Annotated in this window: 24 protein-coding genes; 16 read left to right on the top strand and 8 right to left on the bottom strand. The window is 44.9% G+C overall.

Annotated features, from left to right (window positions below):
• The first annotated feature begins 78 nt into the window (after positions 1 to 78).
• The gene (locus R7P35_RS08355) at positions 79 to 1425 is read left to right on the top strand and encodes an MATE family efflux transporter (protein WP_017635889.1); all 1347 of its coding nucleotides are present in this window, start codon (positions 79 to 81) and stop codon (positions 1423 to 1425) included.
• Between the two features lie 51 nt (positions 1426 to 1476).
• On the opposite strand, the gene R7P35_RS08350 is transcribed toward R7P35_RS08355, so the two are convergent.
• The 3 genes from R7P35_RS08350 to R7P35_RS08340 all read right to left on the bottom strand — a co-directional run bounded on the left by R7P35_RS08350 (position 1477) and on the right by R7P35_RS08340 (position 5562).
• The gene (locus R7P35_RS08350) at positions 1477 to 2355 is read right to left on the bottom strand and encodes a U32 family peptidase (protein ID WP_021034024.1); all 879 of its coding nucleotides are present in this window, start codon (positions 2353 to 2355) and stop codon (positions 1477 to 1479) included.
• Between the two features lie 20 nt (positions 2356 to 2375).
• Positions 2376 to 3389 (bottom strand): ubiquinone anaerobic biosynthesis protein UbiU, encoded by a 1014-nt coding sequence (locus R7P35_RS08345; protein ID WP_005386427.1) that lies wholly within the window; start codon positions 3387 to 3389, stop codon positions 2376 to 2378.
• A gap of 133 nt (positions 3390 to 3522) precedes the next feature.
• Positions 3523 to 5562, bottom strand: a complete 2040-nt coding sequence (locus R7P35_RS08340) for a bifunctional diguanylate cyclase/phosphodiesterase (protein WP_005380112.1) — start codon at positions 5560 to 5562, stop codon at positions 3523 to 3525.
• Positions 5563 to 5925: 363 nt separating this feature from the next.
• Between R7P35_RS08340 and R7P35_RS08335 the strand changes: the two genes are divergently transcribed.
• On the top strand, positions 5926 to 6447 hold the full coding sequence (locus tag R7P35_RS08335) for an SCP2 domain-containing protein (RefSeq protein WP_318091999.1): 522 nt from the start codon (positions 5926 to 5928) through the stop codon (positions 6445 to 6447).
• A complete protein-coding gene (locus R7P35_RS08330; RefSeq protein WP_005380119.1) occupies positions 6437 to 6940 on the top strand; it encodes a GNAT family N-acetyltransferase in 504 nt (167 codons plus the stop codon). Before R7P35_RS08335 ends, R7P35_RS08330 begins: the two co-directional genes overlap by 11 nt.
• Positions 6941 to 7002: 62 nt before the next feature.
• On the opposite strand, the gene R7P35_RS08325 is transcribed toward R7P35_RS08330, so the two are convergent.
• Complete coding sequence (locus R7P35_RS08325; protein ID WP_005380120.1) at positions 7003 to 7449, bottom strand: hypothetical protein; 447 nt, start codon at positions 7447 to 7449, stop codon at positions 7003 to 7005.
• Between the two features lie 159 nt (positions 7450 to 7608).
• Here R7P35_RS08325 and R7P35_RS08320 point away from each other — a divergent pair, with 159 nt between their 5' ends.
• The 6 genes from R7P35_RS08320 to R7P35_RS08295 all read left to right on the top strand — a co-directional run bounded on the left by R7P35_RS08320 (position 7609) and on the right by R7P35_RS08295 (position 12890).
• Positions 7609 to 8007, top strand: coding sequence for a DNA polymerase III subunit psi (locus R7P35_RS08320; RefSeq protein WP_005386429.1), 399 nt, complete (start codon positions 7609 to 7611; stop codon positions 8005 to 8007).
• A gap of 12 nt (positions 8008 to 8019) precedes the next feature.
• Positions 8020 to 8475 carry a ribosomal protein S18-alanine N-acetyltransferase gene (gene rimI, locus R7P35_RS08315; protein WP_005386430.1) on the top strand — a complete coding sequence of 152 codons (456 nt, stop codon included), beginning with the start codon at positions 8020 to 8022 and terminating at the stop codon, positions 8473 to 8475.
• A 285-nt stretch (positions 8476 to 8760) separates the two neighbouring features.
• Entirely contained in the window at positions 8761 to 10350 is a 1590-nt protein-coding gene (gene prfC / locus R7P35_RS08310; protein WP_005380123.1) for a peptide chain release factor 3, read from the top strand.
• A 94-nt stretch (positions 10351 to 10444) separates the two neighbouring features.
• A complete protein-coding gene (locus R7P35_RS08305; RefSeq protein ID WP_017635884.1) occupies positions 10445 to 10642 on the top strand; it encodes a DUF5363 family protein in 198 nt (65 codons plus the stop codon).
• Entirely contained in the window at positions 10629 to 11402 is a 774-nt protein-coding gene (locus R7P35_RS08300; RefSeq protein WP_005380129.1) for a TatD family hydrolase, read from the top strand. The genes R7P35_RS08305 and R7P35_RS08300 overlap by 14 nt, the downstream gene beginning before the upstream one ends.
• Before the next feature lie 204 nt (positions 11403 to 11606).
• On the top strand, positions 11607 to 12890 hold the full coding sequence (locus R7P35_RS08295; protein WP_005380131.1) for a NupC/NupG family nucleoside CNT transporter: 1284 nt from the start codon (positions 11607 to 11609) through the stop codon (positions 12888 to 12890).
• A 358-nt stretch (positions 12891 to 13248) separates the two neighbouring features.
• Here the strand turns inward: R7P35_RS08295 and R7P35_RS08290 are convergent, their stop codons facing one another.
• Positions 13249 to 13383 (bottom strand): hypothetical protein, encoded by a 135-nt coding sequence (locus R7P35_RS08290; RefSeq protein WP_005391675.1) that lies wholly within the window; start codon positions 13381 to 13383, stop codon positions 13249 to 13251.
• A 90-nt stretch (positions 13384 to 13473) separates the two neighbouring features.
• Here R7P35_RS08290 and deoC point away from each other — a divergent pair, with 90 nt between their 5' ends.
• The 4 genes from deoC to deoD all read left to right on the top strand — a co-directional run bounded on the left by deoC (position 13474) and on the right by deoD (position 17828).
• The gene (gene deoC / locus R7P35_RS08285; protein WP_005380133.1) at positions 13474 to 14250 is read left to right on the top strand and encodes a deoxyribose-phosphate aldolase; all 777 of its coding nucleotides are present in this window, start codon (positions 13474 to 13476) and stop codon (positions 14248 to 14250) included.
• Positions 14251 to 14347: 97 nt separating this feature from the next.
• On the top strand, positions 14348 to 15676 hold the full coding sequence (deoA, locus tag R7P35_RS08280) for a thymidine phosphorylase (protein ID WP_206953299.1): 1329 nt from the start codon (positions 14348 to 14350) through the stop codon (positions 15674 to 15676).
• A 68-nt stretch (positions 15677 to 15744) separates the two neighbouring features.
• Complete coding sequence (locus R7P35_RS08275; RefSeq protein WP_017820430.1) at positions 15745 to 16965, top strand: phosphopentomutase; 1221 nt, start codon at positions 15745 to 15747, stop codon at positions 16963 to 16965.
• A gap of 143 nt (positions 16966 to 17108) precedes the next feature.
• On the top strand, positions 17109 to 17828 hold the full coding sequence (gene deoD, locus R7P35_RS08270; protein WP_005380140.1) for a purine-nucleoside phosphorylase: 720 nt from the start codon (positions 17109 to 17111) through the stop codon (positions 17826 to 17828).
• A gap of 95 nt (positions 17829 to 17923) precedes the next feature.
• Here the strand turns inward: deoD and R7P35_RS08265 are convergent, their stop codons facing one another.
• On the bottom strand, positions 17924 to 18529 hold the full coding sequence (locus R7P35_RS08265) for a YtjB family periplasmic protein (protein WP_005391677.1): 606 nt from the start codon (positions 18527 to 18529) through the stop codon (positions 17924 to 17926).
• A gap of 91 nt (positions 18530 to 18620) precedes the next feature.
• On the opposite strand from R7P35_RS08265, the gene serB reads away from it, so the two are divergent.
• Positions 18621 to 19601: a phosphoserine phosphatase gene (serB, locus tag R7P35_RS08260; protein ID WP_005386439.1), complete on the top strand. Its 981-nt coding sequence runs from the start codon at positions 18621 to 18623 to the stop codon at positions 19599 to 19601.
• Positions 19602 to 19664: 63 nt separating this feature from the next.
• Here serB and R7P35_RS08255 read toward each other — a convergent pair whose 3' ends face one another.
• A complete protein-coding gene (locus R7P35_RS08255) occupies positions 19665 to 22013 on the bottom strand; it encodes a PilZ domain-containing protein (RefSeq protein ID WP_206953300.1) in 2349 nt (782 codons plus the stop codon).
• Positions 22014 to 22149: 136 nt separating this feature from the next.
• Here R7P35_RS08255 and radA point away from each other — a divergent pair, with 136 nt between their 5' ends.
• A complete protein-coding gene (gene radA, locus R7P35_RS08250; protein WP_258458287.1) occupies positions 22150 to 23529 on the top strand; it encodes a DNA repair protein RadA in 1380 nt (459 codons plus the stop codon).
• Positions 23530 to 23744: 215 nt separating this feature from the next.
• The gene (fusA, locus tag R7P35_RS08245; protein ID WP_005386444.1) at positions 23745 to 25835 is read left to right on the top strand and encodes an elongation factor G; all 2091 of its coding nucleotides are present in this window, start codon (positions 23745 to 23747) and stop codon (positions 25833 to 25835) included.
• A 118-nt stretch (positions 25836 to 25953) separates the two neighbouring features.
• Here the strand turns inward: fusA and R7P35_RS08240 are convergent, their stop codons facing one another.
• Positions 25954 to 26901, bottom strand: coding sequence for a LysR substrate-binding domain-containing protein (locus R7P35_RS08240; protein ID WP_170893994.1), 948 nt, complete (start codon positions 26899 to 26901; stop codon positions 25954 to 25956).
• Between the last annotated feature and the right edge of the window lie 69 nt (positions 26902 to 26970).

Raw genomic sequence — 26970 nt, 5'->3', positions numbered from 1 at the left:
TCTTTCTTTTATTTAATTTAACCATTTAGTTAGCCTTGCTAATTAAATGGTTAGCTTTGCTAACTACTGGTGACAGTCATGCAAAACTCAATTTATAGACAGTTTTGGAAATATACGATTCCAACCGTCGCAGCAATGCTCGTAAACGGTTTGTATCAAATAGTTGATGGCATTTTTATTGGCCGTTATGTTGGCGCTGACGGATTAGCTGGGATCAATGTTGCGTGGCCTATTATCGGTTCGATCCTCGGTATAGGAATGATGATTGGGGTGGGGACTGGCGCGCTGACTTCGATCAAGCAAGGAGAGAACGATCATGAAGGCGCTAAGCGAATCCTAACGACCGGATTGACGTTGTTAGCGGCATTGATGCCGATCGTTGCTACAATATTGTTCTTGTTTTCGGATGAATTTATTCGCTGGCAAGGTGCGGAAGGGCGAGTGTTTGAACTTGCGCTGCAATATTTGCATATTCTGATTGTCGCGTGCGTATTCACGTTGGGTTCTATCGCAGTTCCGTTTTTATTACGCAATGACGACAGCCCGAACTTAGCAACGATTTTGATGGTCATCGGTGCCGTTATTAACATTGTATTAGACTACGTATTTATTGCTTGGTTGGAGTGGGAGTTAACCGGAGCCGCTATTGCCACTGCACTTGCACAATTAGTGGTCACTGTGCTCGGTATTGGTTACTTCTTTACTTCAAAAGCAACATTACGCCTTCGTATCCGCGACTTCAAAGTTCAGGTTGATGCTGCACCAAAGATTATCATGATAGGTACATCAAGTTTCTTTATGTACGCCTACGGCTCTGTGATGGTGGCACTGCACAACGCGTTATTTGCTCAATACGGAAGTGCAATGTTGATCGGAGCGTACGCCATTTTGGGGTACATCGTGACGGTTTACTATCTGATAGCAGAAGGAATTGCGAATGGTATGCAGCCTTTAGTGAGCTTCAACCACGGTGCACGTAATCAGGAGAACATCAGAAAGTTATTAAAGGTCGCGATGGGGACATCTGTGCTTGGTGGGGTGGCGTTCGTTGTTTTGATGAACCTTTTCCCGTACGAACTGGTTGCGGTGTTTAATAATGCTGACCAACAGTTGATTGATAGCACCGTGATCGGGATTCGTTTACACATGTTTGCGTTGTTCTTAGATGGTTTTTTAGTTGTGGCGGCCGCGTACTATCAATCAGTAAACAAAGGCAGCAAAGCTATGTTTGTAACACTAGGCAACATGCTGGTCCAGTTGCCATTCTTATTCATTATGCCGAAACTTTTCGGCGTGACAGGTATTTGGTTAGCTTTCCCATTGTCTAACATTGCATTGAGTTTGGTCGTGATCAGTATGTTGTGGCGAGATGTGAAAAAGCTGCTTAATGAGAGTTCTGTCGAACCAAGGGTGCAAGCCTGCTAACAAAAGCTAACAGATAAAAGCGAGGCTAGGCCTCGCTTTTATCTTTAAGGATTAAATGGTTTTTACTTCTAAGCCCGCTAGTTGATGCCAATAGCCATTGCATTGGCGGCTTTCGAGCTTTTCAGGATTATCGCCGTATTCGTTTGAGCGAAAACGCTCTAACTCTGAAAAAGTGTCGATACCAAGAGGGCTTAACCGGACCACATCAACCAGCCCTTTCATAGTAGGTAAGTCATTGATGAGGTTGTAGCAATACCCTGACTGTGTTTGAATGCCGTTAAGGTTAAAGACTTCTTGCCCTTCTTGGCTGCTGACCTGGATACCCGTAGGGTATTTGATACAGCAGGTTTCGCAATCGTCTTTCGCTCGGTTTTCAGCTCGGGCTGTGAAACAGCGAGCGGAATACGCTAAAGGCAAATAACCGTGGCTAAATACCTCAACTTCAAACTTGTTACGAATACCAAGCTCGTCACACTGAACTAAAGTATCGTTTAACCATTCGCGAGATAGCTCGACAGGCATGCACCAACGCATCATACCTTGCTTCAAAAATAAGTTGAGCGTGTGTGCGTTATAAGTATTGATTGCAGGGCCAACGACGAAAGGCACTTTATGCTCTGATGCCAATTGAACAGCAGATACGTCATTTGCTTCAATCGCGAAGTCACCGTTGTCGATGTACTTCTTCATTATGTTTACTTCACTCGGAGCTTCTAGTAGTGCCATTGTTGATAGCACCACTTGCTTGCCAGATGCAGACAGCTCTTTTGCGATTTCAAGCCAATGCGAAGGCTTCATTTCTCGACGTTTTGAACATACGGTTTCCCCAAGATAGATGATGTCCGCGGAGCTTGATTTCGCTTGTTCATAAAACGCTTCGATATCTTGTTTTGGCCAGAAGTACAACAGCGGGCCAAGCGCGTATTTCATTGAATTATCCATCTTAACCTCTACTGCCATTTGCGGTGATAAGCACCAAGTGTGGTCTGCGTACCTTCAGACACGTTTGCCAATGCGGCATCCCAAGCCGCTTCGACTTGATAAGCTTCTGGGTTTGCTTGGTAACGGTCAATCGCGGCTCGCCATGTTCGAGTGACTTGTTCTACGTAAGCTGGGCTACGTTGGCGACCTTCAATTTTTACAGACGCCACATTTGCAGCAAATAGTTCTGGCAGCATAGAGAGGGTGTTCAAACTGGTTGGTTCTTCCAGTGCGTGGTAGCGTTTTTTCTCGCCTTCGATTTCTGCTTCGAAACGACCTTTACACAAGGTAGGGTAGCCCGCATTTTCACCGGCGCTGTAGCGATCGATCAAAATGTCGTTAAGGCGGGATTCCAGACCATTTTCTGTTTCTTGCCAGCGAACGTACTTAGCTGGAGAGCATGCTCCCACAGTGTTTGGAGACTCGCCTGTCATATATGACGATAGGTAGCAGCGACCTTCAGACATGATGCAAAGGCTACCAAAAGCAAAGACTTCTAACTCGACATCGCTAGTGATGTTGCGTGAAAGCTGTTTGACCTGATGAATCGATAAAACGCGAGGTAATACTACCCGTTTTACGTTGAAGTTTTGTTTGTAAAAATCAATGGCTGCGACGTTGGTCGCTGATGCTTGCACTGAAAGGTGTAGTTCTAGATCGGGATATTTGCGAGCCGCGTACTCCAGCACTGCAATGTCTGCAACAATCAGCGCGTCTACACCCAGTGCCGCTGCATTGTCTACTGCGTTCGTCCAGCGCTCGAAGCCATTGGGATGAGCGAAGGTATTCAACGCGACATGAATTTTTTTATTGCGGTCATGAACGTATTGCACCGCTTTTTCTAACTTTTTGCCGTTAAAGTTGAGGCCAGCAAAGTGACGGGCGTTGGTATCATCTTTGAAACCAATGTAGACGGCATCGGCACCGCAATCAATCGCAGTTTTTAACGCAGGCAGGTTACCCGCGGGACACAAGAGTTCCATATGCTCACAATCATTGAGAATAAAAAGGTGTCCGCATTTTATGAAGAATTATGAATAGCGAAATTGACCTAAGTTAGGTTTAGCTCAATAAAGTCGATATTTACCCCTTGCGAGTAAGGGTATCGGGTCGGGGTTAGTTCTTGTGACGACGATTCTGTACAAACAGCTCTTCAATTTCATGTTTTGGCTGCGGGCGATAAAAATGGAATCCTTGAATCGCATTACATTGAAGGTTAGAGAGCAGGGTCGCTTGCTGGTGGGTTTCCACCCCCTCGGCAACGACAGTTAAGTCGAGCGACTTACCCAGATTAATGATGTTTTCAATCACAGTGACTTGTTTCGGTAGTGTGTCGATATCATTAATAAAAGCGCGGTCGATTTTTAGCTCGTCAATAGGAAAACGCGCTAAGTAGGAAAGAGAAGAGTAGCCGGTACCAAAGTCATCGATAGAGAGAGCGAAGCCAAGCTTTTTAATCGCATTCAACATTTGCAGTGTATGTTCGCTATCACTCATCACGGCACTTTCGGTTAGCTCGAAGGTAATGCAGCTTGGATCAAGCTCGGTAGTGCGAAGCAGCTTTTCCATAAAGTCGATCAGCTGTGGGTTGCCAAATTGCTCGGGAGAGAGGTTGATGGCGACACGGCCTGGCAGTATGCCTTGTTGCTTCCAACGTTTTACCGTATTGAAAACATCACGCATCACGACACGTCCAAGGTGTTCTATTAACCCAGCGCGCTCGGCGACAGGAATGAATGAGCCAGGACTAATGTACCCTTCGACTGGATGCTTCCAACGAACGAGCGCTTCTGCGCCGTTGATACTGAAGTCTCGCGCGTTAACCTTAGGTTGATACCACACTTCCAAACCGTTCTGCTGCAATGCTTTTTGCAGTTCAATTTCAAGCCACAAACGCATACGCGCTTCTTTGTTCATTTGATCGTTAAATTTGATCAGACGATTTCTACCACGATCTTTGGCTTCATACATCGCAGTATCGGCATTTTGTAGTAGGATTCGCGCATCTTGTCCGTCTTCAGGGTATCGAACGCTACCAATTGAACACGCAAGGCGTTTACTGAAGTGGTGCAAGTCGAAAGGTTGGTTGATCAACGAGATAATGCGATCGGACAAAATTTCAGCCATGCGGGTGTTTTCTGGCTCCGGCAGAATGACGCCAAACTCATCGCCACCCAAATGACCAATAATCGCTTGGTTTGGCAGTAACCGTTTAAGACGGGCCGATACCTCTTGAATCACTTTATCGCCAATATGGTGACCAAGTGAGTCATTAATGTTTTTGAAGTTATCGATATCCAAATAGAACACCAGAAGCGGTGTTTGCTTTTTGATCAGCTGTTCCAAACGTTTGGTGAAGCCAAAGCGGTTGTAGAGTTTGGTGAGCGAGTCAATGTGTATGTCTTCATTCGATGCAGAAGACAGGTTTTTGGGCGCATCATCAGCATCTTGGATTAGGATAATTTGAGATTCGCTACCTAATATCGCCGTGGAATCCGCGTGTAGCTGAACTTTCCGTTCAAAGCCGCATCTTGCACTGGTTAAGCAGACAAAAGGTTTGTCAGAAATTAATGTACTCAATCGATGACTAAATACCTTTTTACTGTTTTCATCGATGAATAAACGACTTAGCTCTTCGCCCAACAATTCATGAGGAGAGTTAAGTCCGAGAAGGCGCGCTGATGCGGGGTTCGCAGAGATGACAATATCATCTTCGATAAGCAGTAAGCCGTCTGGTAGCAGTTGTGTTAACTTCGCAAACTTACTTTCGGACTCTTCTAAGGAGCGAACGAGTATCTGCTTTTCTGAAGTATCGACAGCGTGAAAAACAACAAAGCGAATGTCGTTACCTTCAAAAACTGGCGAAAGACTAAAGTGAAGACTGGTTTCAAGGTCGGTTTCATCGAGCGTGATTTCGGCTTCGACATGTGCCCCTTTGAACGCGCGCTGATAGTATGGTGCAAGCTTCTTATAAAACTGTTCACCCAGCACTTGGCAATCGTTTAAGCCGACGATTTCCTCATGACTTAAACCTGCGATATCGCAGTAACGGTCACTTACCATTCGATAATTGTGTTTTTTATCAAGAATGGCAAAGAAGAAAGGGCTATTTGAGGTTAGCGTGGCAAACCAATGTTTTAATTGCTGGGAAGGCATTAGGGTATTACCGATCTCCAATGAGCCAGATTATTCGTCCGTGTATAAAAAGCGACACCCTGATAAGCCTGCGGCGATCTACCACCAAGCCAAAGTGTTACTTGCCATTAAAGGGCTCGCGGTTTTAGCTGTGCAGTCGACAATCACATGGATACGCTCAGATAACTATAACTTTGAAAATACGGTTGTAAAAGTGTTTATCCACCTGTTCGCATCAATAATACACGTAAGTTCAAAAAAAGAAGCGTTAGTGAGCAATAAACCACCAATCTAAAATAAGCACTTTATTGATACATAACAGTAATCTCATCGCCACGATTGCTTAATATAAGCAACCTAATGACAAAGTAACGGATAATGAACGTGTTAAACAAGATTCGCAGTCAACTAGTAAAGAACGCAGCTAATATTTTGCGTTCTCCAGTCCAGTTATTACCACAGCCAATTCAGCAAAAAGCGTTGCTAGAAGGGCTAAAAATGGTGTTTAAAGAAGCCTTGGAAGATGGTGACTTTGAGTTCCTTGAAGACAAGTGGTTAAAAGTTGCGATTAAAGACTTGAACTTAGCATGGTACATCAGCTATCAAGACGAAAAATTGGTGGTAGCTGAAAAACCAGTTCAGGAAGATGTGAGTTTTAGTGGTAATCTAAACGACCTAGTACTGATTGCTGGTCGTAAAGAAGACCCTGACACACTGTTCTTCCAACGTCGCCTTTCAATTGAAGGTGATACTGAGCTTGGCTTAGAAGTGAAAAACTTAATGGACAGTGTCGACTTAGAGCAGTTACCGAAAGCAATGCAAGTCGCTTTGAATCAATTGGCTGATTTTGTTCAGAAAGGAGTTCAAGCGCCTGCACAACCAACCGGAGTAGCGAATGCTTATTAGAACTGAAGCCCCAGCGGACATTCTTACCATTGACCGCTTATTGAAACACGCCTTCCCGACGGAAGCTGAAGCTGAGCTTGTGATGCGTTTGCGCGAAAACAGCAAATTCACGCTTTCCTTAGTCGCGTGTACAGATGAGGGAGAGGTGATAGGCCATGCTTTATTTAGCCCTGTGACCTTAAATGGTGAAGATTTGTCATGGCAAGGGCTAGCGCCATTAGCTGTTCATGAAGATTACCGTCGCCAAGGCATCGCTGCAGAGTTGATCAAAGAAGGTTTTGATTCACTGCGTGATTTTGGTTACCCAGTGTGTGTGGTGTTGGGCGATCCTGATTATTACGCGCGCCAGGGTTTTCAATCATGCGACGAGATGGGCTTTGAATGTGCTTGGGATGTCCCTAAAGGTGCATTTCGAGTCGCAGAGTTGGTCGAAGGTCAATGTGCTGGACGCTCCGGACGCATAGACTATGCGCCAGAGTTCTCTGAACTGTAAATGAAAGAAGCCCACGACTAAGTGGGCTTCTTTCTTATTCACTGAAAACTGAGATAGGGAGGTTAGGATGACTGGTTACTTTTCTTTTTGCCCCAGACCTCTATTTTCGCTTTTTTACTTACCCCTAGCAGGCTAAGTTTTGTGCTTCCCCAGCTACTGTAAGTCATTTCAATCCGTTTTAGCTTGGCTTCTTTTGTACCTGGAAGGCTCCAGGCACGAGTCGACAATCCGCTTGTTAGTACGCCCATAGAGGAAAGCTTTTTCTCACTACCATCTGTCATGACGACTTTTAAACCATTCATGTCTACCGTTCCTTGCACACATTTTAGTTTTATTTTACTGAAGCTTCGGTTTCGGAATAGGCTATTTGGTGTCACGGTATCTGTTTCTGTATGAAAGTTAACGGTTTTCGTTGCAATCAGCTCCCACTCATCGCTGTTATTAGCAAAAACACTCACGCTGGTGGCGGCTACCAGTGTGCAAAGTAGTAGCGTATTTAAGAATTTCATAATGTACCTCATATGTCATACCCAATGTGTGGCCGTTGGCAAAACGCTATGTTCAGGAATATCCAAATCATCTCATTGTGTTCAGGTGTTCCTTGAAGTCCTTTAGGTATAATCGCGATAATTTGATAGGATTGCCCTCGTTCAAATAGGTGACGGAAAATGTCAATTAACGAGAAACAGTATTTACGTGAAATGGGGATCAGCACATGGGAGCTGGTACACCCTGAAAGACTGGAAGGCTATCAATCGCCATTATTGGATTTGCAAAGTTCATGTAAACTCCTATTGGTATCGCCAATATGTCCAGAAAACGAGACGGCATTGATGTTTGAGCGCGTATTAAAAAGCATTAAGCTCACGCTTGATGATGCGCTACACCTAGAGCCTGAGCGCTTATCCATGCTGGGTGAACATCAGCTAGAGTGGGTGTGGTTTGCAGGCTGTGAGGCTGATCAAAGCATCAAGGCAAAGCACCTGACCTCGCCACTATTACAAGATATTGATGGTAATAACGAACAGCGCCGCGCATTGTGGCAACAAATCTGTTCGTACTCTTAACGGAGCTAATGCGTGACAATTGAAATTACGCCGATGCGTGCAGAGCACCTCGACCAAGTTTGGCAAATCGAGCAGCAAGCACATTCTCACCCTTGGGCCGAATCTTTGGTTCGTGACTTATCCAGTCGCGGTGCTTGCCACCATGTGATGCTGGAAGGCTCTCAAGTGGTTGGTTACTTCTATGGACAGAATATTGTTGGAGAAGTGACACTATTAAATATTGCAGTAGCGCCTTCTCAACAGGGCAGAGGGCTAGGGCAAAAATTGCTGGACGCGTTTATTGAACACTGTGAACAAGCCAAAGCAGAGAGTGCTTGGTTAGAAGTGCGTGAAAGTAATCACCCAGCTATCCATATTTATGAGCAAGCAGGTTTTAATGAAGTGGACCGTCGTTACAACTATTACCCAGCTAAATCGGGAAATGGTAAGGAAGACGCCATTATCATGAGTTACTTATTTTTGAGTTAGTTTTAGGCCGTTACTAATTACCTCATCAACACTTATGCTTTAAATGCGTATCCGGATTCGAGGCTTTTGAATATGTAATAATAATTTTTTGAATTTTTACATCTCTTTGTGTGGAGCTGGCTTTCCCTTGTTAGTTGCAGGTAAAGGCTGGTGAGCCGAGTAAATTCAGTTCATGTCTTTCCAGTTTGCTAGCACAGCGATAATAAGCGAGAATACCGCACAATATCGAATAGTAGATATGCTTGCCTATTTTGTGAGCATGAAAGTAATTTAGAAGATTAACTAATGTCAAATCCCCTTTTTTTAGGCGAAGTGTCTAAGCGCAGAACGTTCGCTATTATTTCTCACCCGGATGCGGGTAAAACCACCATTACTGAAAAAGTACTGTTATTCGGAAACGCGATCCAAAAAGCAGGTACGGTTAAAGGTCGTGGTAACGCACAGCACGCAAAATCAGACTGGATGGAAATGGAAAAGGAACGTGGTATCTCGGTTACTACTTCTGTAATGCAGTTCCCTTACAACGATTGTCTGGTAAACCTACTTGATACGCCTGGACACGAAGACTTCTCGGAAGATACTTACCGTACTCTAACGGCAGTTGACTCATGTCTGATGGTTATCGATGCAGCGAAAGGTGTTGAGGACCGTACTCGTAAACTAATGGAAGTTACACGTCTACGTGACACGCCAATCGTAACCTTCATGAACAAACTTGACCGTGACGTTCGTGATCCAATGGAAGTATTGGATGAAGTAGAAAACGAATTGGGCATGATGTGTGCGCCAATCACATGGCCAATCGGCTGTGGTAAAGAGTTTAAAGGTGTTTACCACATTCACCGTGATGAAACGATTTTATACGAATCAGGTCACGGTCATGAGATTCAAGAAGTTCGAATCATCAAAGGTCTCGATAACCCAGAGCTTGATGAAAAAGTTGGTGCAGGCCTTGCGGAAAGTGTTCGAGAAGAGCTTGAGCTTGTCATGGGTGCTTGCCCTGAGTTTGATTTGGAAATGTTCTTAACAGGTGACCTGACGCCAGTTTACTTCGGTACTGCATTAGGTAACTTTGGTGTGGATCATATGCTAGACGGTCTAACTGAATGGGCTCCAGCGCCGAAAACTCGTCAAGCGGTTGAACGTGAAGTTGAAGCGACTGAAGAGAAGTTCTCTGGTTTCGTATTTAAGATCCAAGCGAATATGGACCCAAAACACCGCGACCGTATCGCATTCATGCGTATTGTATCGGGTACTTACACGCAAGGTATGAAGATGAACCACGTTCGTCTTGGCAAGCAAGTGAGTATCTCTGATGCAGTAACCTTTATGGCTGGTGACCGTGCACGTGCAGAACACGCTTACGCCGGAGACATCATTGGTCTACACAACCACGGCACTATTCAGATTGGTGATACCTTTACGCAAGGTGAATCACTGAAGTTCTCTGGTATTCCGAACTTCGCTCCGGAACTATTCCGTCGTATTCGCCTGAAAGATCCACTAAAGCAGAAGCAGCTTCTCAAAGGTTTGGTTCAGCTATCAGAAGAAGGTGCGGTACAGGTATTCCGTCCTCTACAGAACAACGATCTGATCGTTGGTGCCGTTGGTGTACTTCAGTTTGATGTTGTTGTGGCTCGTTTGAAGTCTGAGTATAACGTTGAAGCGATTTATGAAGGCATTAACGTTGCAACTGCGCGTTGGGTTGAGTGTGGTGATGCGAAGAAACTGGATGAGTTCCAACGCAAGAATCAAGCGAACTTAGCATTGGATGGTGGTGATAACCTAACGTATATCGCTCCAACAATGGTTAACTTAAACTTAGCGAAAGAGCGTTTCCCTGACGTTGATTTCCGTGCGACGCGCGAGCACTAATTTGCGCGGTTAGGGTAAGCCTTAACGCAAACTAGATTTTAAAACGCCCTTGGCTATAAACTTAGCCAAGGGCGTTTTTATATAAGGATAAGATATGAACTGGTTTAAACGTGGGCTAAAGCGTTACGACAATTGGTGTAAAGAAATGGGGTTAACCCCCGACCAGAAACGCAGTTGCGTCCCATATCGAAAAGACCCTGCCCACCAAACTGAAGAGAAGAGTGAAGCCCAACGATCTCCTGATTTTCTGCCCGCAGATACAGATAAAAAGCGTCAAGATGAAGCTCTTTGATACGCACTGCCACTTTGATTTTGATGTGTTTCAAGATGACTTTGCGCATCAACTTGAGCTTGCTCAAACGCAAGGCGTCGCAAGAATTTTGATTCCTTCCGTCGGTCCGCAAAACTGGGCTCGTATTCAAACTTTGGCAGAGCAACATGCCAATTTGTATTATGCGCTCGGCTTTCATCCGTATTTTCTTGAAGATAACGTTGAGCAGCACCTTACAGAGCTAGAAGGCTATCTAAATCAAAAAGGGCAGCAGTGCGTGGCAATAGGAGAGTGTGGTTTAGATTTTGCCATTGATGTTGATCCACAGTTGCAAGAAAAGATACTTGAAGTTCAATTTGAGCTGGCTAGACGCTTCGAACTCCCAGTTATTTTACATAGCCGAAAAGCGCACAATCGCCTCATTCAAATGGTGAAAGCGGCGAATCTCCCTAGAGGTGGTGTGCTACACGCTTTTTCTGGGAGTTATCAGCAAGCCATGGAGTGGGTCAAATTAGGTTTTTTTATCGGTGTAGGAGGAACGATTACCTACCCAAGAGCCAAGAAAACACGCGACGCAATTCAAAAATTACCACTCGAAAACCTAGTAATCGAAACAGACGCACCAGATATGCCTATACTTGGATATCAAGGGGAGTCAAATCACCCAGCCAAACTCATTCACGTCTTTAATGAGCTCGTAGAGTTGCATAACGGCCGAAAGCAATCGATTGCCTCTCAACTGTGGAAAAATAGCAATTTTGCTTTCTCGATATGTGAATAAAATCTAAAGATGTGGTTTGAAATCGAAAACGTTTTCCTGCTTATTGTGAATTAACTCACAAAGCTGGTTGAATCAATCATGAATCTTATAGGAAAGTGTGAGGCTGGCATTACTTTAATTGATTCTGCATGAGTATAATTGCCCCCGCTTTATAGCTCCATTTTGTAACACGCCAATAAATAACTTATAAGGAAGTCATAAACTATGAGCCTGTTTATGAGCCTAATCGGTATGGTAGTGCTTCTTGCGATTGCAGTGGCATTTTCTAACAACCGAAAAGCTATCAACTTTAGAACTGTGGGTGGCGCATTCGCTATCCAATTCGCATTAGGTGCATTTGTTCTGTATGTACCTTGGGGCCGTGATCTACTAAACGGTTTCTCTTCAGGTGTTTCTAACGTTATCAACTACGGTAACGATGGTTCATCATTCCTGTTCGGTGGTCTTGTTTCTGACAAGATGTTCGAAGTATTCGGCGGCGGCGGTTTCATCTTCGCATTCCGTGTTCTTCCTACACTGATCTTCTTCTCTGCACTGATTTCAGTTCTTTACTACATTGGCGTTATGCAATGGGTTATCAAGATTCTTGGTGGCGCACTACAAAAAGCGCTAGGCACTTCTCGTGCGGAATCAATGTCAGCGGCAGCTAACATTTTCGTAGGTCAAACTGAGGCACCTCTAGTTGTTCGCCCATTCGTTCCAAAAATGACTCAATCAGAGCTATTCGCGGTAATGTGTGGTGGTCTAGCTTCTGTTGCTGGTGGTGTACTAGCTGGTTACGCATCTATGGGTGTTCCACTAGAGTACCTAGTTGCGGCATCATTCATGGCAGCACCAGGTGGTCTACTGTTCGCTAAAATCCTTCACCCAGAGACTGACCAGCCTCACGAAAGTATCGAAGAAGCGATGGACGGCGGTGACGACAAACCAGTTAACGTAATCGACGCAGCTGCGGGCGGTGCGGCTTCTGGTCTACAACTTGCGCTTAACGTAGGTGCAATGCTAATCGCATTCGTTGGTCTAATCGCGCTAATCAACGGTATGCTAGGTGGCATCGGTGGTTGGTTCGGCATGCCAGAACTAACGCTAGAGCTAATCCTAGGTTACGCGTTCTCTCCACTAGCATTCCTAATCGGTGTTCCATGGGCAGAAGCTGTAACAGCTGGTTCATTCATCGGTCAGAAAATCGTAGTGAACGAATTCGTTGCTTACTTGAACTTCACACCATATCTAGGTGAAAACGCTCAAGTAATCGCGGCAACTGGTGAAGTAATGTCTGAGAAGACAACAGCTATCATCTCATTCGCACTATGTGGTTTCGCGAACCTTTCTTCTATCGCGATTCTACTTGGTGGTCTAGGTAGCCTTGCACCAAACCGTCGTAGTGACATCGCTCGCATGGGTGTTAAAGCAGTTCTTGCAGGTACGTTGTCTAACCTTATGGCAGCGACAATTGCAGGCTTCTGCTTAAGCCTTGCAGCACTATAATTAGAATCGGTTCTTAATATATAGACGCCGTTTTACATCATGCCCTGTAGCAAGAGATTGCTGCGGGGCATTTTTCGTTTTTCGGGCTCCAAAATTTCATCGGGTGTTTGCCTTAGTCGAGGTATTACGCAGTCAATGGAATAGGGGCTAGGAAATTTTGAGATACAAACCGTTTGCGCTCTATTTGGTGCTACAGTTTTGCGGTGAAACTCTATAATGTATTAATCACAGGATAGTGGTTAAGCTTGATTCTTAATCACGTAATGAATATTACATAATCGATGGGCAAATGAATTGCCCTGCAATATCAGATCTAATAGGCGTTTTGCTTTGTGATGTGATATTAAAGACACCGCAATCATAGATTGTTGTGCCATAGGCCAAACTGGTACTGTGCGGTGACAAGGATAGCAATTGGCATATGATAAATTTTCGCTGTATATGCCGAGTCTTCAGGGAACCAAGTCCGTTCATTAATAGACTGTTTAGCCATTTACTCACATTGTCTCGACTTGTTGATTATAGTTAAAGACGTGATGTAAGGCTGAGTAGTGAATTTTTTGAATATTGATCGGAGATAGAAATGAGCGATTTAAAAGCAGCAGCGCTACGTGCACTTAAACTTATGGACCTAACTACGTTGAATGACGATGACACTGATGCAAAAGTGATCTCACTATGTCATGACGCGAAAACAGCAGTAGGCAACACAGCTGCAATTTGTATTTACCCTCGCTTTATTCCTATTGCTAAGAAGACACTTCGTGAGCAAGGTACGCCAGAGGTTCGTATTGCAACAGTAACGAACTTCCCACATGGTAACGACGACATTGAAATCGCAGTTGCTGAAACAAAAGCGGCGGTTGCTTACGGTGCAGACGAAGTTGACGTAGTTTTTCCTTACCGCGCGCTAATGGCGGGTGATGAGAAAGTAGGCTTCGAACTAGTTAAGCAATGTAAAGAAGCTTGTGGTGACATTCTTCTTAAAGTGATCATCGAAACAGGTGAACTAAAAGAAGAAGCACTAATCAAGAAAGCATCTCAAATCTGTATTGAAGCAGGTGCTGACTTCATTAAAACTTCAACTGGTAAAGTGCCAGTAAACGCAACACCAGAATACGCTCGCATGATGCTTGAAGTTATTCGCGACATGGGTGTTGCAGAAACTGTTGGTTTCAAACCAGCAGGTGGTGTGCGCACTGCTGAAGACGCAGCAGCATACCTAGCAATGGCTGACGAAATCCTAGGTGACAACTGGGTTGATGCTCGTCACTACCGTTTTGGTGCGTCTAGCCTGCTAACCAACCTACTAAATACATTAGAAGTATCGGACGACGTCGCTGATCCAACAGCGTACTAATTCCAATAATACGTCTGAACGGTAGCACCTAAACGGGTGCTACCAAACCTCTTCTATCCTACTACAACCATGGCTCAAAAGAGCTTGGGAGGCACTAATGTATTTACCACAAGAAATCATTCGTAAAAAACGTGACGGTGAAGTACTTACCGCAGACGAAATCAACTTCTTTATTCAAGGCGTAGCGAACAACACGGTATCTGAAGGTCAGATTGCGGCGTTTGCTATGACGATTTTCTTTAATGAAATGACCATGGATGAGCGCATCGCCTTAACGTGTGCAATGCGTGATTCGGGCATGGTTATCGACTGGAGCCACATGAACTTCGGTGGTCCAATTGTCGACAAACACTCAACCGGTGGTGTGGGTGACGTAACTTCTTTAATGCTTGGCCCAATGGTGGCAGCGTGTGGCGGTTTCGTACCTATGATCTCTGGCCGCGGTCTTGGTCATACAGGCGGTACGCTGGATAAACTTGAATCTATCCCTGGTTACAACATTACGCCGAGCAACGATGTTTTTGGTCAAGTAACCAAAGACGCTGGTGTGGCGATCATCGGTCAAACTGGTGACCTTGCTCCTGCGGATAAGCGTGTTTACGCGACTCGTGATATTACCGCAACGGTAGACAATATCTCCCTGATTACGGCGTCGATCCTTTCTAAGAAACTGGCGGCGGGTCTGGAATCGCTAGTGATGGACGTAAAAGTGGGTTCAGGTGCATTTATGCCAACTTACGAAGCGTCTGAAGAGCTAGCAAAATCAATCGTTGCGGTAGCAAACGGTGCTGGCACTAAGACTACGGCAATTCTTACGGACATGAACCAAGTATTGGCGTCTTCAGCGGGTAACGCAGTGGAAGTTCGTGAAGCGGTTCGTTTCTTAACGGGTGAATACCGTAACCCTCGTCTACTTGAAGTGACCATGGCTTCATGTGCTGAAATGTTAGTACTTGGCAAGCTTGCTGAGAACACAGAAGACGCACGCGCAAAACTGATGGAAGTGCTGGATAACGGCAAAGCGGCTGAGTGCTTCGGCAAGATGGTTGCCGGCTTAGGCGGCCCCGAGGACTTCGTAGAAAACTACGATAACTACTTAGAAAAAGCAGCAATCATTAAGCCAGTTTACGCAACAGAAACGGGCATTGTCTCTGCAATGGATACACGTGCTATCGGCATGGCTGTGGTTGCTATGGGTGGTGGTCGTCGTGTTGCTACTGATGAAATCGACTACGCAGTTGGTTTCGACGAGTTCATCCGCCTAGGTGAGGTCGCAGACAGTGATAAACCTCTTGCAGTCATCCACGCTCGCACTGAAGAGCAATGGGAAGAAGCGGCAAAAGCACTGCGCAGTGCAATCAAAGTAGGTGGTGAATACACACCAACTCCAGAGGTTTACCGCCAAATTCGTGCAGAAGATATCTAATAGAACAAGTAATTACACAAGGCCTACTCAACCATAATAAAAAGCCGAGTGGGCCTAAGGAACGAGCAATGAAAAGAGCATTTATTTTAGTACTAGACTCATTCGGTATCGGTGCAACTGCCGATGCTAAAGAATTTGGTGATGTAGGTTCAGACACACTAGGTCACATCGCTGACCAATGTGAAAAAGGCTTAGCAGATAACGACAATCGCCAAGGTGCACTTCGCCTTCCAAATCTATCGAAACTTGGTTTGGCAATGGCGCATAAAGAATCGACAGGTCGCTTCGCACCTGGACTAGACGCAGACGCTGAAATCATTGGTGCATACGGTCATGCAGCAGAGCTTTCTTCAGGTAAAGACACGCCGTCTGGTCACTGGGAAATCGCAGGTGTTCCTGTTCTGTTTGACTGGGGTTACTTCACTGACAAAGCAAACAGCTTCCCGAAAGAATTGACTGACCGCATTCTTGAGCGTGCGGGGCTTGACGGTTTCCTGGGTAACTGTCACGCGTCTGGTACTCAAGTTCTTGACGATCTTGGTGAAGAGCACATGAAGACTGGCAAACCAATCTTCTACACGTCTGCTGACTCTGTATTCCAAATCGCATGTCACGAAGAGACTTTCGGTCTAGACCGTCTACTAGAGCTTTGCCAAATCGCACGTGAAGAGCTAGAAGATTACAACATTGGTCGTGTTATCGCGCGCCCATTCGTTGGTGCTGGTAAAGGTCAATTTGAGCGTACAGGTAACCGTCGTGATCTTTCTGTAGAGCCACCATCAGCAACGGTTCTTCAGAAGCTCGTTGATGAGAAGCAAGGCAACGTGGTTTCTATTGGTAAGATTGCTGATATCTACGCAAACTGCGGCATCACTAAGAAAGTGAAAGCGACAGGTATCCCTGCATTGTTCGAAGCAACGCTAGAGCAAATCAAAGAAGCGGGCGACAACACGATCGTATTCACTAACTTTGTAGACTTCGACTCAGCTTACGGTCACCGTCGTGACGTAGCGGGTTACGCAGCGGCACTTGAGTACTTCGATGGTCGTATCAACGAAGTGCTAGAGATTATGGAAGAAGACGATGTGCTTATCCTAACGGCAGACCACGGCTGTGACCCAACATGGCCAGGCACTGACCATACTCGTGAGCACATCCCAGTATTGGTTTATGGTCAAAAAGTACCAGCTGGTTCTCTTGGCCGCCGCGAAACATTCGCAGATATCGGTCAAACATTGGCAAGTTACTTCGGTACTTCTCCAATGGATTACGGTAAGAACTTCCTATAATTAGTTAGGTTTTTGAAAACTAGGAGCTTGATTGCTCCTAGTTTTATGTTTGCAGTATGTAAATGCTGCTTGTCGGAAATGAGAATACTCTGGCTTATATCGCCTTAAGCGCGGAGCGCTAGAGAAAGGTTAAGGAAAAGAAAATGGCAACTCCACATATCAATGCTGAAATGGGTGCATTTGCAGACGTCGTACTGATGCCTGGTGATCCACTACGTGCAAAATACATCGCAGAGACTTTCCTTGAAGATGTCGTTCAAGTGTGTGACGTTCGTAATATGTTTGGTTACACAGGCACATACAAAGGCCGTAAGATCTCGGTAATGGGCCACGGTATGGGTATCCCATCATGCTCGATTTACGCGACTGAACTAATCAAAGACTTCGGCGTGAAGAAAATCATCCGTGTTGGCAGCTGTGGCGCAGTGAATGAAGACATCAAAGTGCGTGATGTTGTGATCGGCATGGGTGCATGTACTGACTCTAAAGTGAACCGTATCCGCTTTAAAGGTCATGACTTCGCGGCAATCGCAGACTACAACATGGTTCGTGCGGCAGAAGACGCTGCAAAAGCTCGCGGTATTGACGTTAAAGTTGGTAACCTATTCTCAGCAGAGCTTTTCTACACGCCAGATCCAGAAATGTTCGATGTAATGGACAAGTACGGCATTGTTGGTGTTGAAATGGAAGCGGCTGGTATTTACGGTGTTGCGGCAGAATACGGTGCAAAAGCTCTGACAATCTGTACGGTTTCTGATCATATCAAGACTGGCGAACAGACTACATCTGACGAGCGTCAAACGACATTCAACGACATGATGCTAATTGCACTAGATTCAGTATTGCTTGGTGACGAAGAGTAAGCGACGAAGAGTCATTCTATTTTTCGCTCTCAAGAGCTAAAAAAACAGCCCGCACATTGCGGGCTGTTTTTATATGAGTTGTTAGCGCTACCTAGTTACTTGGTTAGCAGCAGGTTTGGCGCTTTTTTACGACGTATCGGTTGTCGACGTAAAATCAAGATGAACAACATGCCACAGACAAAGCTCATTAAGACCATCATGTACATATAACGATCGCTCTTGCGATAGTGGTGGTCAGAAATAGCCGTCACCCGGCCCGTCTCAAAAGTCACGCGAACAAAACCGATAAGCGCACCATCTGCAAAAACTGGTTCAACCAACTGCTGGCGACCAATGGAAGCTGTTGCCAAAGGCGTATCCAGGCCAAGAACTTCGCGTACCGATAATGCCTCTTCACTAGACGCTAAACGTACACCCTGTGCATCGTAGATTGTTGCATCAAACACTAAACGGTCTTGTGCTAGTTGGTTTGTTAGCTGAAGTAATCGTTCTTGATCTTTAGTTAAAATCATCTCACTGGCAGAAAGAGACGCCTGTGAAATCAAAACTTTGGTGAGTGTTTCAAGCTGTTGTGCTTGAATTTTCTCATTACCCTTACTGATCACAACACTGTTTTTTATTGTGATAAACAACATCACACACAGTAGGATTAGTGCCAGAATTCTTAGGGCATTCCTTACTGAGAACAAAGATTCACTCATGCTCTTTACTCATCCATTTAAAATAAAACAAAGACTTGCCTTTTTAGTTTGTTGAGGTAACGTTTTAGCAAAGTCATAAGGGATTATATACATGGACGCGTCAAAAAGCTTGCCTATCAGAAAACATACGACACTTTTAAAACGATTACCCGAGACTCGATTTGCCTCCCAATTAGATAAAGCAAAAGCAAACTGGATCGTATTTGCTGAGTACCTTTCGCCAAGTCACTTCGAAGACATTGATTTCTTCACCGGCTTTTACAACCCGATACTAGAAACGTGGAAAGTTGGCCAATATGAAGTAGCCCTGATGGCCGGAGAATTAACTCCTCAACATGAAACGATCTTACAAAGTCTCAACCTAGATTACGCCTCGCTTAATGAAGTGCCCGATCTATCAACCCAAGGGTTGATTGTATTTGATATGGATTCAACGGCGATCCAGATAGAGTGTATTGATGAAATCGCGAAACTGGCAGGAGTAGGGGATGAAGTCGCTGAAGTCACTGAACGTGCCATGCAAGGTGAGCTGGATTTTGAGCAAAGTTTACGTCAGCGAGTTGGTAAGCTCAAAGGTGCCGATGAATCAATTCTTGAACAAGTTCGTTCCCAGTTACCATTCATGCCGGACTTTGAAGCGCTAATTGCGACGTTGAAAGCCTTGGGCTGGAAAACAGCGATTGCTTCCGGTGGTTTTACTTACTTCTCTGATTACATCAAAGATAAAGTCGACTTAGATTTTGCTCGCTCCAATCAATTAGAAATTATTGACGGCAAACTCACGGGTAACGTACTTGGTGATGTGGTAACGGCGCAGATGAAGTCTGACATTCTAGTGGAACTGGCGGATGAATATGAAATTGAGCAGCACAACACGGTTGCTGTCGGTGATGGCGCTAATGATCTTGTGATGATGTCGGTGGCAGGATTAGGGATTGCGTATCACGCAAAACCAAAAGTGGAAGCTCAAGCGCAATCAGCGATTCGCTTTGCAGGGTTGGGCGGTGTGCTCTGTATTTTATCTGGCGCATTGGTGAAGCAGCAAAAGGTCAGCTGGAAAGCTAAACCTTAACCATCCATTCAAAAACACCGCCAGAAAGGCGGTGTTTTTTTTCAATTTGGTATGACTTTGAATTTACTCGGTTAACTCCAATCTAATTACTACCTCTTCAGTAATGTCTTCAAATTCACTGTAACCAACGAGCGCCGTCAACTCTTTTTCTAACTTGCTTGCTTGATGTACACCAAATTGGGTTAAGTCACTTAAATCTTGTTGCAGTAATGATGTCATCGGATCGAAAATTGGCGCAGTAGAAAGGCGAATCACGTAAAAGTCACCCATCATTCGCGCTTTCTTTATAAATTGAATCCGCTCTTTTACGCTGTTGAACTCTTGATGAAGCTTTGACTCAATGCCTGTAATTTTATTGCCTACTTTTGCGGCGCTTATGTAGATATCCTGATGTCTGGCTTGAGCACCTTCTACACGTTTTATTGGCTCTGCGATTAATGTGCTTGTCCGGCCTTTAAAGATAGGTTCAAGTGACAACAGTTGATCATGCCCAAGACGGGCAAAAAGCTCAATGTGTTTAGGTAGCGGCAAGTTCACCCCGATAACGGGGGTTTTTATTGAAGATGACGTACTCTTACTGATAAAAATGGGCGTGCTCAGCGTACGCGAGAGCAACATGCAGTGCAGCCTTTCAAGTAGAGCATTACTTGGTAGCGTCTCTTTTTGCGGGATTAGCTTGTCTTGATTGTGCTCGATAATGCTGTTGAAAAAAGCGATTACCTTCATGGTTTGGCTGCTTTCATCAATAACTAGCTGCACGCTACAACCATCTGGGCTTACACGAATTACTCGATATGGCACCGACATTAACGGCAATTTTTTATCGTAGAGTTGTAATTCTCGAAAGTTGATTCTTACCTCTTGCCCAGAACGTAACATCGTGGGCTCACTTAGCCTAATTCCGAGTCCTCGTTTGGAAAGGTCAACAGTACAGCCGCCTGTTTTAGTTTGTCCTGAGTACAACTCTAAAGGTGTTTTAAAACGATAACGAGGCTCTTTACGACGAGACTTTGCATCAAAATAAATGCCCTTTGGATTGCCGATAACTCTTCTCGGATGACGAAACGCGTTTAACGTATTAGCGGGTAAGCGCGGCTTTTCAGTTAGCAGGTAATCTTGCCCTGATTTTTCGTCAGCAATTTCTTGCAAAATACCAATATGAGTCAGTGATTGAGACGTTTCTGCCAACTCTGGAGAGAAAGCTGCTAGGTCTTCCTGCTCTTGCTCTGATAGTTCAAAGATTGAAATTCTAAAGGCGCGCCAACTCTCTCGTTTGCCACCTAAATGCCAAAATAGCTGGCGCTGTTCGCGAGTTGCTTCTGGGCGAAACATCGAATAGAAATAGGTTCGATTCTCGTGCTCGTGAGTAAATGAATAAAGGACATTGGTTGTTCCTTTAACACCAGGCTTAATGAGTGACGCGATGCGTTGCTCGTTGAATAAGGAACCAAACATTTGCTGGTTTCTCTCATCGTGCCAGTATTGCCAAAGCTTTTGATTGTTTGGCGTTAACATTGCTAATTTTAGGTCACTACCATCAAAGAATAGAGGCAAGCTGCTGGTGTGCTTTAGTGCGATGTGCTCATAACCGCGAGTTCGAGCTCGAATAATCTTGTCTTGATTGTCGTGACGAGCCCTTTTAACAGCACTGTTGAGCGCTTCATCTATCACTCTGGTGACGACATTGGTATCAGTTAAGCGTATGGTTCTGAGGTATCGAACTGAGTCATTTTCGTAACAGTCATCAACCGCGAGTATGCGGTATGCAAGCGGTTTCTCTATACCTGCAACGTTAGATTTGCTGGCAAATTCAGTAAACGTGACCTGAATAATTTCCCCAAGGTTATATTTAAATGCGCTAGGGACTTTGAACTTTGCGCCAGAGCTAGATAAATCAATGCTTAATCCATGAAGAAGCTGTCCTTTAGAACGGCAAATTTCAACTTGAGATTGGACTTTCAAGCGTTTTTCTTGGCGCTTTAAATCGTAGCCTAGGTGAACGGGTTCTGCTAAGAACGGGCTTTTAGGATCCGTTAACGATTGCGTTTTTTGCTGAGTAAGGCGCTTGCTCATTACGCGAAAGTTATTTCGCGTGTTGACCAATGCTTCCCACATTCCTTCCGTGTAGCAGCCAAACTTTTTGATGTTTTTATGGTAAGCGTTGAAAGCAACATCATCCAACCAATGTGGAATACCATCCAAAATATACTCGCGACATTCGCCTTGAACGCGACCTCGCAAATCAATGCTTTTTTTGCATGGAGCCATTAAGCGGTTAAGTTCCATTTTAACCAAAATTTTGGCCGAAGGCGGCTCTTCCTCGGTCAGTTGGCCAAGGACAAAGTCAAAGTCATTCGTACCGTAAACGGGAATGAGTCGTTCTGCGAGCGAGAGAATTTCAGATTGCTGCATTATTTCTGCTAGAGTATGTCGTTACTTTAAATTGTATCGGCTAAGCGAAGTAATACTTAAGTATATCAATAGTTCATTTCAGTTCAGGTCTGACTTGGCTGTGCTTAGTCACATTTGTAGAAAAAATTGAGGCATCATGGCGAAAGCAAAACGAGCGTATGTTTGTAATGATTGTGGCGCGGACTTTCCCCGTTGGCAGGGGCAGTGTAACGCATGCGGTGCATGGAATACGATAACAGAAGTACGTATCGCTGCATCGCCAACCGTTGCTCGCAATGAACGCTTAAGCGGCTACGCTGGTTCCGCAAAAGAAGCAACGGTTCAAACGCTATCCGAAATTGATCTGCAAGAAGTACCTCGCTTCACCAGTGGGTTTAAAGAGCTTGACCGCGTGTTGGGTGGTGGTGTTGTGCCAGGTGCCGCAATTTTGATTGGCGGTAACCCTGGCGCAGGTAAATCAACCCTTCTGTTGCAAACCATGTGTAGTTTATCTGCGCAAATGCCAACGCTTTACGTAACCGGTGAAGAGTCGTTACAGCAGGTGGCAATGCGTGCTTCCCGATTGGGCTTGCCGAAAGATCATTTAAAAATGCTATCGGAAACGAACGTCGACAAAATTTGCCAAATCGCCGAAAAAGAGCAGCCTCGTATAATGGTGATAGACTCGATTCAGGTGATGAACGTTTCTGATGTTCAATCGTCGCCTGGCAGTGTTGCTCAGGTACGTGAATCTGCGACGGCTCTGACACGATACGCAAAACAGAATAATGTTGCGGTATTTATTGTTGGTCACGTAACAAAAGATGGTACCCTTGCGGGCCCCAAAGTTCTTGAACACATTATCGACTGTTCGGTACTACTCGATGGTGGAACGGATAGCCGATTCCGCACTTTGCGTAGTCATAAAAACCGTTTTGGCGCTGTGAATGAGCTTGGTGTATTTGCAATGACAGGCCAAGGATTGAAGGAAGTGAGTAACCCATCAGCGATCTTCCTTTCTCGTGGTGAAGAAGAAACATCAGGCTCTTCCGTCATGGTGGTTTGGGAAGGTACGCGCCCTCTGCTAGTAGAGATTCAAGCGCTGGTGGATTACTCGCAGTTAGCCAACCCTCGTCGTGTTGCGGTCGGCTTGGAGCAGAACCGCCTATCACTTTTGCTCGCTGTGTTGCATAAGCATGGTGGCTTACAAATGGCAGACCAAGATGTCTTTGTTAATGTGGTTGGCGGTGTTAAGGTGACGGAGACGAGCGCTGATCTTGCTTTAGTTATGGCGCTTTTATCGAGTTTTCGTGACCGTCCACTCCCTAAAGATGTGGTGATTTTTGGTGAGGTAGGGCTTGCGGGCGAAATCCGTCCAGTGCCAAGTGGGCAAGAGCGTTTGAATGAAGCGTTCAAACATGGTTTCAAGAAAGCCATCGTGCCAGCAGCCAACATGCCGAAAGGTGGCATCCCTGGCATGCAAATTCACGGCGTTAAGAAATTGTCGGAAGCTATAGAGGCTTTTGACGAGCTGTAATGCTCATAAGAATGGTATTTGTGCAATCACAAACTGTTCAATCCGTCCTCAATAAAATGCGAATAAAGTACATAAATTGCTGTGTTTGACTATGCTTTGGGGACGGAAATTTCACGTTAAAATTTTTTTTCTTCCATCCGCACGCAAGGGTATCAGTATTGACAGAATGTGATATACTCTGCGCGCACTTTATACCTTATTAACAGAGTAAGACAATGACTGATTTATCAAAATACAGAAACATTGGTATTTTTGCTCACGTAGACGCGGGTAAAACTACCTCTACAGAGCGTATCCTAAAGCTAACTGGTAAGATCCATAAGATCGGTGACACTCACGACGGTTCAACTACTACTGACTTCATGGAGCAGGAAGCTGAGCGTGGTATCACAATCCAGTCTGCAGCAACAACTTGTTTCTGGAACGATCACCGTCTAAACATCATCGATACTCCTGGACACGTTGACTTCACTATCGAAGTTTACCGTTCTCTAAAAGTACTTGACGGTGGTATCGGTGTATTCTGTGGTTCTGGTGGTGTTGAGCCTCAGTCAGAAACTAACTGGCGTTACGCTGACGAATCACACGTATCACGTCTGATCTTCGTTAACAAACTAGACCGTATGGGCGCAGATTTCTACAAAGTTGTAGATCAAGTACAGAACGTACTAGGTGCTACACCTCTAGTTATGACTCTACCTATCGGTATCGAAGAAGATTTCGTAGGTGTTGTAGACGTACTAAGCCAACAAGCTTACGTATGGGATGAGTCTGGCCAACCAGAGAACTACGAAGTTCAAGATATTCCAGCAGACATGGTAGAAAAAGCTGCTGAATACCGTGAAATGCTAATCGAAACTGCTCTAGAGCAAGACGAAGATCTAATGATGGCTTACCTAGAAGAAGGCGAAGAGCCATCTCTAGAAGACATCAAACGTTGTATCCGTAAAGGTACTCGTGATCTAGCATTCTTCCCAACTTACTGTGGTTCAGCGTACAAGAACAAAGGTATCCAACTTATTCTTGACGCGGTAATTGATTACCTACCATCTCCAACAGAAGTTGATCCACAGCCTCTAACTGATTCAGAGACTGGTGAGCCAACTGGTGAAGTTGCGACTGTATCTGCAGACGAGCCACTACGTGCTCTTGCATTTAAGATTATGGATGATCGCTTCGGTGCTCTAACCTTTATCCGCATCTACTCTGGTAAGATGAAGAAAGGTGACACAATCCTTAACTCTGCAACTGGTAAAACAGAGCGTATCGGCCGTATGGTTGAGATGCACGCGGACGAGCGTAACGAGATCGATTCAGCACAAGCTGGTGACATCATCGCTGTAGTTGGTATGAAGAACGTTCAAACTGGTCACACTCTATGTGATCCTAAGCACGAATGTACTCTTGAGCCAATGATCTTCCCAGATCCAGTAATCTCTATCGCAGTTAAGCCTAAAGATAAAGGCGGTTCTGAGAAGATGGGCATCGCGATCGGTAAAATGGTTGCAGAAGATCCATCATTCCAAGTTGAGACTGATGAAGATTCAGGCGAAACTATCCTGAAAGGTATGGGTGAACTTCACCTAGACATCAAGGTAGATATCCTTAAGCGCACTTACGGCGTTGAGCTAGAAGTTGGTGCTCCACAGGTTGCTTACCGTGAAACTATCACTCAAGCAATCGAAGATAGCTACACGCACAAGAAACAGTCTGGTGGTTCTGGTCAGTTCGGTAAGATCGACTACCGCATCAAACCAGGTGAGCCAAACTCTGGCTTCACGTTCAAATCAACAGTTGTTGGTGGTAACGTACCTAAAGAATTCTGGCCTGCAGTTGAGAAAGGCTTTGCGTCAATGATGGAGCACGGTGTTCTAGCTGGCTTCCCTACTCTAGACGTTGAAGTTGAACTATTCGACGGTGGTTTCCACGCAGTTGACTCTTCAGCTATCGCTTACGAAATCGCAGCGAAAGGTGCATTCCGTCAGTCTATGCCTAAAGCTGGCGCGCAACTTCTTGAGCCAATCATGAAAGTTGACGTGTTCACTCCAGAAGATCACGTTGGTGACGTAATCGGTGACCTTAACCGTCGTCGTGGTATGATCAAAGACCAACAAGCAGCGTCTACTGGCGTACGTATCAAGGGTGATGTACCTCTATCAGAAATGTTTGGTTACATCGGTACTCTACGTACTATGACTTCTGGTCGTGGTCAGTTCTCTATGGAGTTCTCACACTACGCACCATGTCCAACAAACGTTGCAGAGCAAGTAATTGCTGACGTTAAAGAGCGTAACGCTAAGAAGTAATTCTTAAGTTAACTCTATAACTTGAAAGCCCCGCTTAGTGCGGGGCTTTTTGTATTTAGCAGTCTTATACGCAGAGCGTGTTTGTTTTATTCCTATTTAGCGTTTGTTTTGACGATTGTTATGATGCCGTTCTAGTACTGTTGCCTTTTAGGTCAATGGTCCTAAAGTCTGGTACCACTGACTTTTCAAATATTTCTATTTCTTCCTTCAACCATTGCGCAAACAATTGAGCTTTAGGTCTTTTTAAGTAGCCTTTTGGCGCACACAAGTAATACGCAAAGTTGGGCTTGATAGCGATATCTCCAATTCGGACCAATTTGCCAGAACGAAAATATTGATGAGCTAAACTGTGTTTTACTAATGCCACGCCTTGAAGTGATAGTGCAGCCTCAAGCACGAGATGTGATCCACTGTATTTTAAGGTAGGCTTTGCTGCGCAGTGACCCAAGGTTGCTAACCACATATTCCAATCAAGATCAGGCCAAACATCTTCAATCAGCTCAGCTTTGCTTAAATCCTCGATGTTATAGATCCCGTGCTCTTTCTGGTACACCGGATGACAAGCTGGATAAAAAGCTTCGTCCATTAGCCATTGTGATTCTAAATTGGGGTACTTTCCTAAACCGTAACGAACACATAAATCTATCTGGCTATCTTGAAAAGACACCAAATCATTGGTTGGTTCTAATAGCAAGGCGATATCAGGGTGACGCTGACGAAAAGCCGTAATTTTCGGGACTAACCAATGATGAGCGAAAGAGGGGAGTGTTGATATCGAAAGGTGGTTCGGGTTTGGATCTTGATTGACTAATCTAACCCCTTGCTGCAAATGAGCAAACCCTCTTTCTGCCTGAGTAAACAGTAGCTCTCCCTCAGGTGTGAGCACGATTTTTCTGTGCTGACGAACAAATAGGTCCGTGCCTAAGAACTCTTCTAAATGACGAATTTGCTGACTAATGGCCGCTGGCGTAACAAACAGTTCTTTTGCTGCCGTTTTAAAGCTTCCTTCCTTTGCTGCAACGAAAAAGTAATACAAGCCCTGTAAGGGAGGCATTCGATCTTTCACATTAGTTTTCCTTAACTCTATGGCAGATTCTATCGTTTGAGGATATCAGCGTAGTCGCTGATTATTAAG

This window comes from Vibrio sp. Vb0304, assembly GCF_033338995.1.
GTDB lineage: Bacteria > Pseudomonadota > Gammaproteobacteria > Enterobacterales > Vibrionaceae > Vibrio > Vibrio alginolyticus.
The sequence above is the reverse complement of the archived record's forward strand: the minus strand, read 5'-3'. Positions and strand labels throughout refer to the sequence as shown.